The organism is Paenibacillus sp. P2(2022) (assembly GCF_029522175.1).
In the GTDB taxonomy this organism is placed as follows: domain Bacteria; phylum Bacillota; class Bacilli; order Paenibacillales; family Paenibacillaceae; genus Paenibacillus; species Paenibacillus polymyxa.
In genome coordinates this window covers 335,762-352,449 of sequence record NZ_JAKWFI010000001.1, presented here as the reverse complement: position 1 = coordinate 352,449, position 16,688 = coordinate 335,762, and the positions used below count along the sequence as shown (strand labels likewise).

Annotated in this window: 15 protein-coding genes; 3 read left to right on the top strand and 12 right to left on the bottom strand. The window is 40.7% G+C overall.

Features of this window, described 5'->3' with window-relative positions; all coding sequences use genetic code 11:
* Positions 1–12: 12 nt before the first annotated feature.
* From MMB75_RS01495 to MMB75_RS01465, 7 genes are all read right to left on the bottom strand, one after another.
* Positions 13–669 (bottom strand): Cthe_2314 family HEPN domain-containing protein, encoded by a 657-nt coding sequence (locus MMB75_RS01495; RefSeq protein WP_277506791.1) that lies wholly within the window; start codon positions 667–669, stop codon positions 13–15.
* A gap of 194 nt (positions 670–863) precedes the next feature.
* The gene (locus MMB75_RS01490; RefSeq protein ID WP_277506790.1) at positions 864–1,619 is read right to left on the bottom strand and encodes a hypothetical protein; all 756 of its coding nucleotides are present in this window, start codon (positions 1,617–1,619) and stop codon (positions 864–866) included.
* Positions 1,620–1,785: 166 nt separating this feature from the next.
* Complete coding sequence (locus MMB75_RS01485; protein WP_277506788.1) at positions 1,786–1,953, bottom strand: tyrosine-type recombinase/integrase; 168 nt, start codon at positions 1,951–1,953, stop codon at positions 1,786–1,788.
* Between the two features lie 362 nt (positions 1,954–2,315).
* Positions 2,316–2,696 (bottom strand): immunity 22 family protein, encoded by a 381-nt coding sequence (locus tag MMB75_RS01480; RefSeq protein WP_277506786.1) that lies wholly within the window; start codon positions 2,694–2,696, stop codon positions 2,316–2,318.
* A 131-nt stretch (positions 2,697–2,827) separates the two neighbouring features.
* Positions 2,828–4,891, bottom strand: a complete 2,064-nt coding sequence (locus tag MMB75_RS01475; RefSeq protein ID WP_277506785.1) for a methyl-accepting chemotaxis protein — start codon at positions 4,889–4,891, stop codon at positions 2,828–2,830.
* 282 nt (positions 4,892–5,173) lie between these two features.
* Positions 5,174–5,713, bottom strand: coding sequence for a CueP family metal-binding protein (locus MMB75_RS01470; RefSeq protein WP_277506784.1), 540 nt, complete (start codon positions 5,711–5,713; stop codon positions 5,174–5,176).
* Positions 5,714–5,848: 135 nt separating this feature from the next.
* Complete coding sequence (locus MMB75_RS01465; protein WP_257126130.1) at positions 5,849–8,236, bottom strand: polyprenyl synthetase family protein; 2,388 nt, start codon at positions 8,234–8,236, stop codon at positions 5,849–5,851.
* A 178-nt stretch (positions 8,237–8,414) separates the two neighbouring features.
* Here MMB75_RS01465 and MMB75_RS01460 point away from each other — a divergent pair, with 178 nt between their 5' ends.
* On the top strand, positions 8,415–8,984 hold the full coding sequence (locus tag MMB75_RS01460; RefSeq protein WP_025365467.1) for a TerD family protein: 570 nt from the start codon (positions 8,415–8,417) through the stop codon (positions 8,982–8,984).
* A 43-nt stretch (positions 8,985–9,027) separates the two neighbouring features.
* On the opposite strand, the gene MMB75_RS01455 is transcribed toward MMB75_RS01460, so the two are convergent.
* From MMB75_RS01455 to MMB75_RS01440, 4 genes are all read right to left on the bottom strand, one after another.
* The gene (locus MMB75_RS01455; RefSeq protein WP_257126131.1) at positions 9,028–9,948 is read right to left on the bottom strand and encodes a hypothetical protein; all 921 of its coding nucleotides are present in this window, start codon (positions 9,946–9,948) and stop codon (positions 9,028–9,030) included.
* Positions 9,949–10,154: 206 nt separating this feature from the next.
* Entirely contained in the window at positions 10,155–11,096 is a 942-nt protein-coding gene (locus MMB75_RS01450) for an ADP-ribosylglycohydrolase family protein (protein WP_257126132.1), read from the bottom strand.
* 83 nt (positions 11,097–11,179) lie between these two features.
* Complete coding sequence (locus MMB75_RS01445) at positions 11,180–12,268, bottom strand: hypothetical protein (protein WP_257126133.1); 1,089 nt, start codon at positions 12,266–12,268, stop codon at positions 11,180–11,182.
* A complete protein-coding gene (locus MMB75_RS01440; RefSeq protein ID WP_257126134.1) occupies positions 12,268–13,263 on the bottom strand; it encodes a hypothetical protein in 996 nt (331 codons plus the stop codon). Before MMB75_RS01440 ends, MMB75_RS01445 begins: the two co-directional genes overlap by 1 nt.
* Positions 13,264–13,444: 181 nt before the next feature.
* Between MMB75_RS01440 and MMB75_RS01435 the strand changes: the two genes are divergently transcribed.
* Together MMB75_RS01435 and MMB75_RS01430 are read left to right on the top strand one after the other, a co-directional pair.
* The gene (locus tag MMB75_RS01435) at positions 13,445–14,095 is read left to right on the top strand and encodes a hypothetical protein (protein WP_257126135.1); all 651 of its coding nucleotides are present in this window, start codon (positions 13,445–13,447) and stop codon (positions 14,093–14,095) included.
* 34 nt (positions 14,096–14,129) lie between these two features.
* Positions 14,130–14,699 (top strand): DUF1697 domain-containing protein, encoded by a 570-nt coding sequence (locus MMB75_RS01430; protein ID WP_257126136.1) that lies wholly within the window; start codon positions 14,130–14,132, stop codon positions 14,697–14,699.
* Between the two features lie 104 nt (positions 14,700–14,803).
* Here MMB75_RS01430 and MMB75_RS01425 read toward each other — a convergent pair whose 3' ends face one another.
* Entirely contained in the window at positions 14,804–16,657 is a 1,854-nt protein-coding gene (locus tag MMB75_RS01425) for a hypothetical protein (protein WP_126665890.1), read from the bottom strand.
* Between the last annotated feature and the right edge of the window lie 31 nt (positions 16,658–16,688).

Genomic DNA, 16,688 nt, shown 5'->3' with positions numbered 1-16,688 from the left:
CCTTTAAATTCGTTAATTGAGGAAACAACTTGATTTAATTTTATTAGGAAGAAGAACTTTATCTAAATAAATTGTTTTATCTGGATGGGAGGTTTTTTGTGTATAGAACGGTGAATTCAATGGATGATAGTGATGCGTAATTGCATTTCTTATTCTTCTGAGTGATCTAGTTTCTTGATCAATATTAATAAGACTTTCTTTAACAGAAGATAAATTTCTAGTCTCTAAATTCTTTATAATATTAGTAAGAGTTACGCTTTCTTTGCCTATCTTGTCTTTTATAAGTTCCAAATTCCAAACAGTATTAATAAGTTGTAATATTCTTTCAACCAATGAAAAAAATTTATTCAATGCACAATCAAAAAAGAAAAAATAGTCTATCGAGTCAAGCAATCCTACACAATCATTCTCTTTATTCTTTGGAGCATCCACATACATTAAGTAAATTAAACAACTCTGAATACAAGTAAGATCATATTCAATTATTTCTAACCAATATTTAATTTCTGTATATCTTACAAATTGTTCTGTATTCATATTAAGATTACCTATATCATCAGCTTGAACAATAAGTGATAACTCTTTTGTTAATCCCTCCATAAAAAAGGGGATTTGTTTCTTATACTTAGAATACTCTTCTAAGCCTAATACTCGCTTTATTATCTCCATTGAGCATCTCCTTTTTTAAAAAATATATGTGCTGATATAAGTTTTTGACTCTTTTGGATAACGTTCTGGTATTCATGAACCCCGAAGGGGTTTTAGTGAAATCCCTCATCGAAATGTCCCGCAGACCAAGCCTCCCTAGAAGCCGCTGCTTGAATATATTGTTATGTGTTATCGGCCACTTCTTTGAGTATCGGTCAACTGTTTTTGTGTAGATTTACAATTCTATTAAAGCAAGTATAAGAATTTTTATTTAAGTCAAATAAATAAACACTTCTTGGATATTGTTTATTGCTTGGATCATCTGATAAAACTAGTGTTGTAGCATTAAGTGAGTATAATACATAAAGATATCTTTCCTGTATATCCTTTGGTGTCGGAGATAAAACATAGTGCCACTCTCTCTTATTAATCCCTTGCAAATATAAACTAGATTTTAATAGAAAGTAAGATATGGTAAAAAAGAGAACTATGCAATTTACTAGGTTACCTAACCATGGTAAATTGTACGATTCTGTCTGTCCATTTACGAAATACATCTCGTGGAATACAAGCGAGAACATTAAAATGTTTAGAAAAAAGACTGAGAACAAAATATAATCAGCCACTTTTCCTGACAAAACAAACTTATAGCCGTTATTTCTATCTTTTATTTTCTTGTACAAATTGAGTATTCCTGTAATAATTAAACCCAAAAAATAAACAATGATCAATAAGTTTATTACTACGTTTACATACTTAATATCTTTTATTTTTTCAAAAATAAGTGCAAAGAAAACACCATAAGCTACGAAAATAATAAACACAAGGATAGCCAAAAAGGTATTATGTAGGTATTTTTGGTACTTAGGCATAAACAACTTATCAAAATTATTTGAAGTAAAAGTCTTGTAAACAAAGTGAATAGCATACATCAAAGTCGTACTTAACAATACTTTTATTAAAACATCCATGCATTGTCCCCCATTAAATTATTATGACTGTTATCACATAACGTCTTATTTACGAACTTCGTGAATCCCGTACTTTTTCTCCTTATTCCCGCACTTTCTGCGTTTCAATCCTCCTGCCCGCTCATCCGATCCAACGGACTTTGAATCCGCCCAATGTCCCGCCTGCTCACATGTGTTTACCGCTCCGTCGTTCGCACACTCTGATCCCTAGCAGTTCCTGAATATAGCGAAGATCAATCCCATTCTCCAGCAAGTGGGTCCCAAAGGAATGCCTTAGCGAATGGATACTCACCTGTTTGCGAATGTCCGCTTCAACCAGCGCTTTTTCAAACACTTTCTGCGCTGAACGTTCCGTCAGGTGGCGGCCTTCTCTCTGCCCTGGAAATAGTCAGTCTTCTAGTTGTCCAACCCTTATGTACTGCTCAGCCACCGCAAAGGCCACTTTGGAGAGCAGCGTTTGCCGAACCTTCCTGCTTCATCCCGATAGAGTAGGTTTATCTTCATCTCACTTGTCTCCTTAGTATATCAGCCGTTCAAAAATTTGGAAATCTAATTTTGCACAAAAAAAGGGCCTTAAGATGGAAATTTACCTTATTTCCTGATTCTTTCGGATCAAATTATTGATCCTTTAAGTTCAATTTTCATTATCATAATTACTTGGAATGAGACTCCGAAGACAAAAGAATAGTGTAATCGTTAATCTTTTGAATAAGGATATGCGGCTAAAAAGCGTAGTTCCTCGCCATTTTTTTCAGATAAACCGCTTGTATTACAATCATATATAAAGAACAACGAATTATATTTACCATCTACTTTACTTAAGTCATTTAATAGTGGAGATAAAAAAGAATCAACATAGGAAACATCTTTTATACCATCATCGGTCCCGTCAACCAGAAAGACTCCTTCAGCAAAATCTTCGTCAAAATCATCTATTTTATGGTCATTTAAAAACCCGCTAAAAACATCCTCATTCTCATCTTCCGGGTATTTGATCTCAACATATTCAAACAACTCATCTTCAGAGGCAAAGTGACCGTACCAGACGGACACCATATTTTTTTCAAAGCAATTCATATGTCCACCCCGCTAATATTTCAGTTAACACGTATGGCCTATCTGTATCCCCACAACAGCTATTGAAGCTAAAAAGCCCGCTAGACGCGGGCTTTGCTGTATATAAGTCAAAATCATGCCTAGTAGACTTGTTACTCAACCTTAAACTGTTTTAATTCGTCTTGCAGCTTAGTGGACAATTGGTTTAATTGTTTGGATAGTTCAGCAACCTGTTCGAAGCTCTCCAATTGTTCCTGCGTGCTGGCGCTGACCTCTTCGGTTGATGCGGAGTTCTCTTCGGTCGTGGAAGAGATGATCTCCAGCGCCTGCAAAATCTCATCTTTGTGCTTGTGGACTTTGGAGGTGTTGGTGCTGATCTGGATCATTCGTAATTTCAAATCTTCCAAATCCTTGTTAATGCTAAAGAACACTTGCTTCGTGTCCTCCACCGATCTGGCATTTTCTTCTGCAATTTTCAGACCGTGAACGGTATGCTCAACCGATACACTGGTTTTTTCTTCGATGACACGGACCTTCTTGTAGATTTCCTGTGTCGCCAGCGCCGTCTGCTCAGCCAGCTTGCGAACCTCTCCGGCAACCACAGCAAACCCTTTGCCCTGTTCTCCTGCACGTGCAGCTTCAATGGAAGCATTGAGCGCCAGCAGGTTGGTCTGTGTTGCAATTTGGTTAACCGTATCCACGATCCCCGAAATCTCATGACGGCTCAGATCGATATCCTGAATGATGGCCGACATCGCTTGTGTGGAGTTATGATTTTCTTCTGCCCATTTGGATAGCTGATCTACTACTGCAAGCCCTTGTCCGCTTTGTTCGGCCGAGGTTTGCACCATCGTTTCGATGGTTTTGGCATCATTGGCAATTTCGTCAATTTGGCCGGATAATGCTCCGGTTTTTTGTAAAATGTTATCCGTCTCGATGGATTGGTAGTTTGTCGCATTGGCAATTTCATTAATTGCTGTCGCAGTATCGTTCATCGTGATTGCGGTTCTGGAAGAAATGGATTGCAAATCATTTGAAGACTGATTCAAGACTTGAGCTGAGCCGCCTACCATTTGGAGCATGCCTTGAATTTTTTGAACCATATTATGAACCCCTTGAGAAATTTGCCCGATTTCGTTATGGGAATTCGTATCAAACGGAACGGTCAAATCTCCATTTTCAATCAGCTTGATTTTGGCAAGCAATTTCGGAATGGATCTCAACAGGTAACGGAGCGTTATATAACAGATTACCACGAGCAGAATGGTGGCTGCGGCAAAACCGCCAATCGTAATCCAGGTAAAGGTTCTTAATTCTGAGAGCGCCTCTTGTTCAGAAATGGTTAAGCCTACGGACCACCCCGTATCTTTACTGGTTGCATACCCAATGTAGCGACGTTCGCCATTATCATTAATGAGCTGTACTCCAGACTCGCCAGCAATCATTTTCTTACCGATCTCGCCAAGATCACCTGTGCTTTCGGTAATCTTTTCTTTCAGCACTTTATTTTGATCAGGGTGATACAAAATATCACCTGTTTTGGATGCAAGAATCGAATAGCCTGTGCTTCCAAGCGAATAGCTTTGCATAACGGCAGGGATGTCTTTGAAGGCAATATCCACAGCTGCAAAGCCGATTAATTGGTTGCTGCTATCTTTGATCGGATAGAAGATGCCCATGACCACATTCCCTGTATTGACGTCCTTATAGGGTTCTGAGTAGTACACACCGTCTGCTTCAACAGCTGGCTTGAAGTACGGACGCGAATGGATATCGAAATCCGGCTTGGAAGCAGCACCATCATTCTGAAGAAAGAAGCCCTTACCAGATATGCCTGCAATCCAGGCGTCAGCAAAAGATGGCTCTTCCTTGACAATCGCTGCCAGAGTCGCTTGGGTTGCCGCAGCATGTGGAGAAGTTTTCGCCATCTCTGCTGATTCTGTGGTTTCTATATATTGTCTAAACAAAGTGTTGGTTGACATTTGCTTGACTAGCGAGCCCTTTTCCTTAAATAACGCGTCAAATTGACTGACGGTGGCCTGCGTCTTGGTCTGGAGCATGGCCTCTTGCTGCTTGACAAGCATGCTTTGCGTGCTCGCATACATGAACGTCCCCAAGGTTGCAAAGACGACAACGATAATAACTAACAAGACCATGGCCAATGTGTTGGCGATGCTGGATGATCTGATTGCGCGCTTCTTCATATTTTGTGACATGCTGCCATCTCCCCGAGGAATATTGAGCGAAAAGCTCTTAGATAATATGTCGGAAGTTTGCAGCTGTTTGAATAGGTTTTTAGTATACACAATTTAAAGTTTTGCTATCTGATTCCTCATAGATTTCTTCCCAACCTGTTCGGTAACTCTAGCAAAAGATTAGAGCAGCACAAAGAGCCTCCGTCAGACGCAGGCTCTTTACTAAAAAAGCTATGAACACGCGAGGTTTTGCAGACTTAAAGCGTTCGAGCGATCCGTAAGCTCAACCTTTATTCTCTATCGTTAACCCAACTGCATCGTTGTGATGCATGTATCGTCTTTCTCATATGTAGAGAATTCCGTTTGGGCCGTTTTGCCTTCATGATTCACGCTAATGCGGTAGGTTTTATCCCTTGGCAGCCACAGATCAATAAAACCATTGGGTTGTGATTTCATGGCAGCATTCTCCATAATGACATTCCCTTCGGAGTCTTGAACGGTCACATTGAATTCTCCGTTTTTTATTTCGCCTTGGCAGCCGGTTAGACTATGAGTTGCACAAGGGTGGGTCTCTTCTACATATGGCGCTATCGAAACAAAAAACTCGTTGTCAGGCAAATCATAAGTTATGGGTTGTGTATGGTCTTCGTTAACAATTAACTGACTGGAATTAATGGAGGCGGATTGGGCTGTTGCCTTGCCTGCGCTGAAATCATGCACCAATTGCTTGATATCTGTTGTCCCGAGCTTGTCCGCTCCTTCTTTCTGAATATTTCCTGCAATCAGATACGTGCCCAATGCCGCAACAACCAACCCTGAAGCGACCAAAATTCCTTTTTTCATCTGGAGTTCATCTCCTTGTCCGTTTTAAATCATTATAAGGGAGAACGCCCCGTAACGGATAAAATACGGTACTGAAGTCACCAGATATTCACATCTTTGCTTGTTTATTCAGACATATCTGGGGCACAATTCTTTTTAACGATCCCGGTTCACAATATAATTCATCAGATGCTTCAAAAAAGAGATATTGCGTGGCACCTCTTTTAATGCTTCCATGGCAAGACAGTAGTGCTCCCACATCTCTTGACTGGCACCTTCGTAACCAAGGATGGACACAAAATTCGAATTGTTGTTATCCGAATCCTGACCCACAGGTTTTCCAAGTAAGAGCGTATCTCCTTCCACATCAAGCAAATCATCTTTGATCTGGAAAGCAATCCCCATATGATAGGCGAATTTCTGCAAAGCGGCAATCTCTGATTCCTCGGCCTGTGCGAGCATGGCTGGCATAACGAGACAAGCCTCGAACGCCACTCCTGTTTTGTAAAAGCACATCATATTCAGCTGCTCCAAGGTCAAAGCCTTTCCTTTGGAATCCAGATCCATCGCCTGACCCATACACATATCCTCTGCCTTACGGGCCGAGTATTGGATCAAGGCAAGTACAGTCTCAGTATTGAACTGGTTCAGTGATGCTTGTTCCCCGATGGCCTTCTGGATCAGATACAGACCGGTTAATTCCGCAGTAGCGCTATTGTGCACCTGATGTAATGTCTGACGTCCTCTACGGGTAGACGCGTTATCCTGGGAAGGCAAATCATCAAAAATCAGGGAGGCTGTATGCATATATTCCAATGATCTTAGAAGAGGCACGATTGCCAATGCGTCTAAGCCATATTCGTTCACACCCATGACCCAGGTCAATATAGGGCGTATCCTTTTCCCATCCCCCTCAAGACTATAATTGGCAGCCTCAATAAGCTGTTCTTTCATGGCCTCGATCCCAGAAGGCTTGGTAATTTTCAATTGGTTGTTAATCTGGTCCCGGACGGTTTTGACCGTATTCATAAAGTCTTCTTTTTCTCTTGAATCATTTTTCAGTTGAGTAATCATCTGATCCCGAAGCAGCTTATCGAAGAAATCTACATCCTCTGCTTTGCCCACCATCTTCTGGATGAGACGATTAAATTCAGGATTTCCGGATGCAAAAATCCCCATTATTTCATTGTACTTTTCTGCACCTACCCGTTCTTTATAACGTTTGAGTCCATTTATTGCACGATCCAGTATCACCTCGCGAGCCATAGCATCCGTGTCATACACGTTATGAATCAAGTGAGAGATGACCGCCCAGTATAGTTCGAAGGGATTGATCAAATCCGATCTCTGACGATGATATTTTAAATAATAGGTATAGGGTGTTACCGCACCGTCTCTCATATCGTCAGCCATATCTGCAAAATCATCAGCAAGCTGGTTATAGATACCATAATAGAATGTTCGTTGCTCAAACCCTTCATCCTCAGGAGCACTAATGACGGAACGGACAATCAAGCGGGAAGAAGCAGATTTTAAAATAACGGGTATATAAAGTTCTTCATTGGTGTAATTAGCTCGTGTTAGATCCTTATCCCGGTCGATATCTTGAGAATGAAAAAAAACATAGGACTGCTCGAAAAAGGTTTGCTGTGTGTCTGGCCGCTGATGTGCCTTAATATACTCAAAAGCATCCGAGAGCTCCGAATGGATATAGCGAATGAACTTCATATGATCGCCGGTCCAGTCGCCCAGTTCTGGCACAGATCCGGTAAGAAGCGCGGTACGTATCATATGGGAATATTGTTCTTTCTCTTGAACGGTCAACAGCTGAGAATCGAGCAGATCATCAATAAAAGGATAAGTCAACCCATAGGAATACCCAAGCCTAATCGCTTCATCCAGTCTGCGCGAACGTTCAACAGGTGACATGGCTTCGTCCATTTCTTCCATCACATGCAGAATAACCCCAATGATGATTTTAATCAGTTTGCGCTGGGCGTGCTCTGCATCCATTTCCTCGGGAATATGAGAAGATACAGAGTTAAGCTTGTTGATTAGCCAGATTACAGTGGCTTCGATCCCTTCCTTTTGAGACCACCGATACACCCCGGCTATATTCATAAACTCCGGTTGATTTCTTCTATTAGCACGGGTGGGTTGAAGCAAATATCTTTTCACGTCAGCAATAACGCGCTGAATCCGGGTCTGTGTGTTCGCAGAATCTAGAGCCTTGCCTAGATCCCTCATGTAAATATAAGAGACACTTCGCTTCAGATAATCATCCAATTTGCCTGTGTAACTCAGCCATTGAATGTATCTGTCATAATCCCGAGTATCCGGCTTTCTCTTATTCCGCGAAATGAAGGATAACCATGAAGAAGGACGGATATGATTCCTTTTCCATATATGGATATCTTCTGTAAGAGAAGTCACATAAGTCTTATCCTTGACCTGATTATAGAGTGATGCAAAATACTGAAGCGCCTTCTGCTCAGCCAGCTGGTATCCTGTATCGGCTCGAAATTTTTCATTCATATGATGCATTACCTCAACTTCTCATTTTGTTTAAACATGGTTGCATTTCTCCCTGAGGGAACGAATTTGGATCATGTTTTTATCTTTATACGGAAAAAAATCTGTGAAGTTACGAATAGATTATATCCTTCTATATATATGCTACAATTTCAGAGTAGAACAAAAATAATGATAGGGAGGCATAACGTTGAGTATTAGTCTAATTAAAGGGCAGAAGGTAGACCTAACCAAAAATAATCCACATTTATCCGTGCTCAAAGTAGGGCTTGGATGGGACCCTATGAGGGGCAGATCCATGGATATTGATGCATCAGCACTGCTTCTTAATGAGAACGGCAAGCTGACTCAGACGAAAAATCTAGTATATTTCGGAAACAAAAATAGCCCTTGCGGGGCCGTCGTACATAGTGGTGACAACTTGACAGGACATGGTGACGGTGATGATGAAGTCATTACTGTATCCCTTCAACAACTACCACCTGAAGTGCATAGAGTCGTATTTATTGTGAATATATTCCGTTTTTTCAGCTTTGGTAGACGTAAGGATTTCAGTATGGTGAACAATGCTTATATTCGAGTATTGGATGCGTCGCAAGATGAAGAGATTCTCCGATACAATTTGACAGAGGACTATAAAGGGATGTGTAGCATCCGTGTAGGTGAAGTATACCGCTATGGAGGGGAGTGGAAATTTGGTGCTATTGGGGAAGGCAGCACCATTACCTCCCTGAATGAGCTTGTCAAAACGTATGAATAAGTATTTTTGGTGTTAAGGAAAAACCCACGTCTGACGTGGGTTTTTATACTATCTCTTCAACAGCCGCCTGATACAGCAGAGAACCTTCACGGAGCAGCAGGCGGTCTTTTCTGAAATCCTGTTCATGCGGTTGAAGGAACTTTTGATCGTCATTTAAAAAGCGAATGTGTTGTCCTTTGCTCAAGTTGCCTGGCTTCACATTCTTTTTCAAGACATATTGTCCATTCTTGCCATACCCGCCGTCGAACAAAAAGTGATACCCATCTGTAGCCACCCCGGAGCAGCCGGAAATCCTCGGATTCACAAACGTAATATTCGTACGGTCGCTACCGGAAATATACCCTAATGAAAAGTCTGAATAGTAATAAAACCAGATTTCCTGTTCGCTGATCACGTTCAAAGCATAGCAATCATGAATATCTGCCGCTTGGTTCTCATATATTTTGTGTCCCTCTTTATTCCAGGCGACAAGGCCGGAGGACCCCACAGGCTCATTCCAACCATAATTCCCGAATATACCTTCATCAAAATAACTGGTCCAGATCGTACCTTCTTTTGTAACCTGAACACTCTGGATACCGTCTCCAAGCAGTAGTTCATTCACAGTACGACCTTCATAATCAATAATTTTACCATTTAGATCGTATTGATCAGGTCCGTAATAATGGCATCGTGCTCCGACGAGTAACAAATAATCTTGTAGAGGCTGTACATAATGATAGTTGAACTGCTGCCCCTCCAAACACACCTCTTGAATGTGATCGTCTAGAATGAGTACCTTGTAAGTACGTTTCTCTTTAAGAGAGGCAGGCGTGAACATCCCCCGCACTCGTTCTGGGACTTTATCAATGAGCAAAATATACACGCGTCCATCAGGACCAAATTGGGTCGAAACGATCTCAAACCCTTCTATATTATTGGAAATATCGACAAATGAATGAAGCTGTTTATCTAGATGTAACAATGTAGTTCCTCCTCTAAAAGATCAGTAAAGTGAAGTTTTATTTGTATTGGATTTCATTTTGTCATAACGACAAGTAACTGAGGAGGGTGGAAGTATGGCGATATGGGTAGTAATCCCAAGAGATGAGTCATCGGCAAAATATAGCGAACAAAAAAAGCTGGGATCTGCTTCATAAGAAAAGCAACCCAGCTTGATAGATGTTCCCCTTAGAGTGTCTGGCCCTTGTCGGCCTTCTGCCATAAAGCCTCAGTCAGCTCATCAATCGTCTCTTTCATTGCCAGCTTCTCGCGCCAGTGACTCGGGATACTGCTTAGCCCATAATAAGCCCCTGCAATCTGGCCGTACACTGCTCCGGTCGTATCTGCGTCATCTCCCAGATTTACGGCCAGCAGTGCCCCCTCTTCAAATGAAGCCGAATGGTGAAATGCCCACAGCGCAGCCTCAAGGGAACGAATAACATAACCGCTTCCTTGGATTTCAGGCGGCTCCTTATGCTTGTAAGATCCCTGAATGATTTCTTCAATGGCTGCCGAATAAGCTGACTGTTCCTGCCGCCGCCACCTATAGCAGACGTCGGGTGATAACATGGATTCTTTGTCCGCTCCCCGCAGACCTGCCACAAGGATTGAAGCAAGCACGGCACAGGCCTCCACACTTTCGACTGCTCCATGGGTGGTGCGCGAGCTCAGCTCAGCGTACATTACAGCTTCTTCCGGGCGGTTCGCATAGGCCATGGCGACAGGTGCAAGCCTCATAATCGAACCATTACCAGCAGTCATGGGGTCAACGGACCCGCTATATGGATCTCCAGTGGCTTCGAAGCGATGCAGTGCTGCTCTCGTCGCACCACCGATATCAAAGCACGTTCCCGTGCTGCTCATATATCCTAGGTGATACCAATTGGTGTAGCGACGCATTTGGTCTGCTGGATCAAAGCTATCCTTTTGCACCATACTCTGCGCCAAACATAACGCCATAGACGTATCGTCCGTCCACTGTCCTGCCTTCAGCCCAAATACACCACCGCCTACAATATCCGTTACAGGTTCGAATGTGCCTGGACTGCTAAATTCTACTGTGGTTCCCAAAGCATCACCTACGGCCAGTCCAGCGAGACATCCCAAAAAACGATCCTTGTTAAGTGCCATTTTGATGTACACTCCTTTGTAATTGTTATAGCTAATGCATATATTTCCATATCACTAGGAAGGAGAAATATCCGGTACGCCATTTATTCGTCGTAGCTCAAGGCTGTACAACCGCTATCTGGATTTAATTCAATGAAAATTCCTGCCTCTTGATGGTAAATGAGTGGAAATCGCTCCGTATCTATATATTCGCGCACACCGCTTGAAAGCCGCCATACCTGAAGCGGGACTTCTTTTCCCCATAAGAATAATCGGTCGCCGCAAGCGGTCATATCCGCTTGGGGATATGGGTAAATCCCGTATTCATCAGGCTTGCAGTTTAGAGGCGGGATCGCAGAAAGCACACGTCGGTACCCTGGCTGAGTCATATCGAATAGGACAACCGCCGGTTCCACGCCTTCCTCTCCCCAATCTTCCTCCTCCAGTAAATCGGCATCCATCTGTCCCCATACCGCCAATGTATCGGGTCCTGTCCAGCACACTGGCCCATCCCAATCTATGGTTTGCCAAAGATGGCGAACTGACGGACCATTTTCCGATTCCCATGGGTTCAGCAGCCAATCAGATAATGACCAAGTTCGAACCACTCCTAATGGAGCCCATACCCATCCTGTATCCGCCATCCATTTTCCCTCTGGAGAAGCCAGCAGTCTCCCATGAAAGTAATCTAGATAATGCTCATCTTTGCTTTCGTTGTTATAAACAGGGCTAGGTCTTGCTGTCAAAAGCCTGCCTGTTTCTATATCCGTCAGATCCAGCCGGTTCCATTCCGTTCCATGAACAAGGATACACATACCGTCTTGATGTACAAATGCCAGGGGGAACATACTTTTATCATAGTGGTATTCGTCCCGAGATAATTGCATTTTTTCTTGAGCATAGACTAAATCATACACTGCCGCATGCCGGCCAAAACGATTGGATATGGCTACGTACTTGCCGTCAGGACTGGTCACCATTTGGACAGGTTGCATGGGATTAAAATCAGGAATACAAATACATATGCATAATTCTGCACTACCAGAGCGAAGTTCTAGTCTCCACAGTTCTGCTTGTGTGTTTAGTGCTAGCAGGGTTATGCTGCCCTGAGAGCCACCTTTTACAGGATGAATGGCCGTAAGGCGTCCGATAGACGATGGTAAATCAGGTAAAGAAACGTGAGAGAACGGCATTATTTAACCCCTTTTACTCTGGATAAATCATAAGGTATACCCGCATTTGCGAAGATAGTATTATCGACAAAAAATCCGAGTTCAAGCAATGCAGTCAATACTTTCATAAAAACTCCCGGTTTTTTCTTGCAGAATAATTTAAAATATGTAATTTCGCTAGGATTACTTTTGAGAACAAAATAGGAGTAATTCATCAAGATCAAATGGGAGATGAACTGCTCTGTTGGAGATTGATGCTCATTGATACAGTCGATCAGCACCTCTAATGCCCTATTTTTATTAGAGTTATAGGCTTGTATAAATATCTTTGCTTCTGCAAACGACTTGTTGAAATCATCATACGGAAAATCATATACATCATGACTGCCCAAGATGAAGTTGACCAACTGGCCTTGCAAATTTTTTATTTTTCTCAGCGTTGCTCGGGTATCCATATCCATCTTATTTTTGTTAATATGCTCATGCAAAATATCAATTAGAATGTGCAAATCATACTGCTGTCCGTCTTCCATGCTGTACAGTAACTTATTATTCTCAATCGTTAGACGATCATAAATGTCATCACCTAAACCCAGTTCAAATAAAAGCTGGTGAAGGAAAAATAGCCTGTCCTGAGCAAACGTGAATTCATTGCCTCTTTCTGCTAGGTGTGAAACCTGATACTGATAATAGAAACAACATAAGTTTTTTCGGCTATAAGCAACATCTTTATGTATATCAAACATGTTAAAAATAAGCGCAAGCAATCGAATCAGACGTTCAGCATCCGTTACGCTTAGAATGGGATGATCCATTTTGGTAAATAGCGACCTGTCAAATAAATCATGCCATCGCACTAAAGAAATATGATCCTGCTCATTTATATTCAGAGTTAATATTCTTAAATTTTGCTCTTGATCAGGATAGGAATAAAATAGATCTTCATGATTCAAATCAGAAATACGCTCATTAAAATAGGCTTTTAATTTGTAATCGTATATTTTAGAAAATGACATTTCTCTCCTCCTTGCACCTTATTTTCGAACTCCTATATTGTAAAATTAATCAGGATCAACTGGCAAGGCGGCATAAATACAGAAACATATGTTCTTCTTTTCTATATTATGATATCTTTATACTAGAAATGAAACGTTATGTCAGAGACCATAGCCTACGATTAGAAAGGAATACACACCTATGAAACAGTTAAATGAAGCGCTTACCCGGTTTGTACACCAGCAAAACTTGTATAATGAAGCCTACGGGCTGTTCCAAGACCACGATATCCAGCCCCGTTCAGAGAGTATAACAGATTGCTGGGACAGTCGGATTCCTCTATCTCCTGAGCTTGCGTACATGTATAGCCACTATGAAATGATCGATGCCAAGGCAGCGGGAACACACAAATTAAAAAACGCGGCAGTTGAAGTTGGGGATGCCGCAGTTCTCTTTTTTGTCGCACCAGAACATTTATATCGCCAACAGCTAGGCTATCGCTTCATTACGTCTGGTGAGCTTGTCCAAGAGTCTTCTTCTTGGCCCTACCATCATGTTGTAATTGCCACGTTTAATGACGATCCACTCATTGTCGATACTAGCGCACCCGATTCTCCTGTATATGCTGCAATTGAAGGTGGCGCAGCGCAGCAGATTGCTGACTCTCTAGCTAACTTCTTTACTGCTCTTTCCATCCTGATCGAAGGTGCCTGTACCTTTAAGGGAGAATTGGTAGATGAAGATACATACGAAACCAAAGCAGCATATATCGAGCACGTAAAACCATTGCTGCATCACTTACTGGGCGAGAACCAAACCACGTATTTGCTGAAATACCTATCCTTCTGTTAGAAATCCTATTTGTTAAAGAGAGGTGGGGCTTTTTATGATCTATATCGCATTACTGCGGGGCATCAATGTCGGCGGCAACAACAAGATTGAGATGAAGAAGCTCAAGCAAACGTTTGAACATGCAGGTATGGGGCATGTGACGACTTACATCAATTCTGGAAATATCATATTTTCCAGTCAGGAGCGGTCCAACCAGGAGCTATCGCTCGTATTGGAACAGGCGATTCTGGAGGATTTTAGCTTACCCATCCGTGTCATCGTCCGTAATATGAAGGAGATTCAGAGCATTATGGAGGCACTACCGAATGAATGGGCTAATGATACACAGATGAAAAGTGATGTAATGTTTCTGTGGGATGAAATTAACGATATTACCGTTCTGGACAAGCTTCCTTTGAAACCGGGAATCGGGCATGTCATATATACGCCCGGGGCCGTACTGTTTTCTGTCAGCAAGGAACAAGTCACCAAAAGCGGGTTAACGAAATTAGTCGGCACCAAGCTGTATCAGCAAATGACGGTGCGGAATGTGAACACAACCCGGCAGATTTATAAGCTGATGCAAATGGCTGAACAGGAAGAGTTACGAAATACGAGCTCTTGACGGTAGTCGTGATTAAATAGGGATAGGCAAGATAAAAAACATATAGTGATAATACAGCCAACATCTTATTACAAAGGTGCTGGCTGTATAAATAAAAAAACTCATCAAAAATATTGTTCGATGAAATTATCAATCTTAGTTAGATCATCCTTTATCATTTGTTCAACTGAAGAAGTGTTAAGCAATGGAGCTAACTTTTCTGGGTGTGCTATGCAATATTCATAATCAATTGCACATTCTGTCTCGTACTTATTTGTGGCGATCTTTTGGAATAAATCATAAGACAAATCAGAAGTCACTTCATTAAACTCTACTTCCAACATTTCTAAAAACCTAAGTAAAGTCCAATTTTTAATTGTACTCGTTACTTCTTGGTTATCGTTCATCTCTTGAAGTGTGTAGATGGAAGATAAACCAAATGTCAATAGTTCTGTACCATTCAGTTCCTTCATGTGATCAGTAAATGATTGAATGCTTTCCAAAAAAAAATTTTTACTTTCATCCGCAAAAAACTCAACAAGAATACAAAATACGTTATAAATATAAGTATGAAATTCGGACTCGTTTATAATCCAGTCAATCAAGCTCAAAATTTTGACTTTATTATATGAATGATCATTAATATTCTTACATAATAGATAGACCTGAATCTCAGAGGCTATAAAATACAACCATCCATTATTATGCCCCAAGTAGCTGCTCTCTTTGATCAAGTTCCAGTCTTCATTTGATATATTGAGCCAATGTTTCAAATTATCCCGATTAAAGTACATTTCATTATGTTCCTGCGCTGCAACTGCAATCTTGGTAAGAATTTCATATTCAGAACAATCAATTGAACTAAACATGTTGTCAAAGAAATTGCGAATCTGATTCTCTATTCTATTACCTCGTTTATATTCATCAACAATTTTCGCGAGAAAAAGCGGATCATTAGAATAATATGTTCCTTTCCATTTAGATTTTCCCATGAACAAATCTTCTTGAACTCGATCCATGATAGTAATTTCAGAGCCTACTATTCCAGCTAAATTAATTAAAGAATCCCAACTATCTTGATCATCCCAATGTATATAGGGAAGCAACTCCTCCATAAAATCCCTTTCACTTGTTTCTTCCACAAAGATATCATCTCTATGAAATTCGACTTTATTTTTATTAGGATTATGATTTGTAATTTTTTCAAAGTTAGAATGAATTCTATTCCACTTTACTGAATATCCGTCCCAATTTAGAGTTTTCTCCAATATTCTCATGGCCTTAAGGGATTCTTTTTTAACCTGTACGTTATATAATTCGATCGCTTCAGGAGCGTCTCCGAATAACAAATTCTCGATCTCAATTTCCAAATCATCGGATGCATAAAAGTCATAATCATCCCCAATAAGCCAAATAATTTTATCAGAAATTTCATTGTAGTTTTCTTGAAGATAGCAGTCAAAGTCTTGACCATATATATCTCTGAATTCATAAAAGACGATGTAAAATTTCAAAAAATTAATTTTAGAACGATAGCCATCTAATAACTCTTTCATAGCAGGAATTTCGAACCCTTGCTTTAATAACTTATTGACAATCTTAGGAACACCATATTTCTCTTCATCAGAAAGTGCATAACGGTCATCTTTTAACAAACTATTAATAAAAAAAACCTTTAATTTTTCTATTACATCCCTTAATTTTTGAGAGTTATATTGCTCATTCAAATCTAATATTTGTCTTAATTTAAGATTGTAACTGTCAGTATAATCTGAAGAGAAATAAAAGTCTGTAAATCTATCATCATCTGTACAGTATTCCTCTAGTCCATTGGAGTAGATAAAATCTAAACGTTCGTAATCTTTAGCGATTCTATCAATAATTCCTGGAATAATTGTCTGCTCAAACTCCATATTATTATGTTCATCAATTAAATTTAGTAAAAGTAAATTGTGAGCGAAAAACAAAATAGGATTCATTAAATTAATACTCTTAATAAGATTTAGCCCA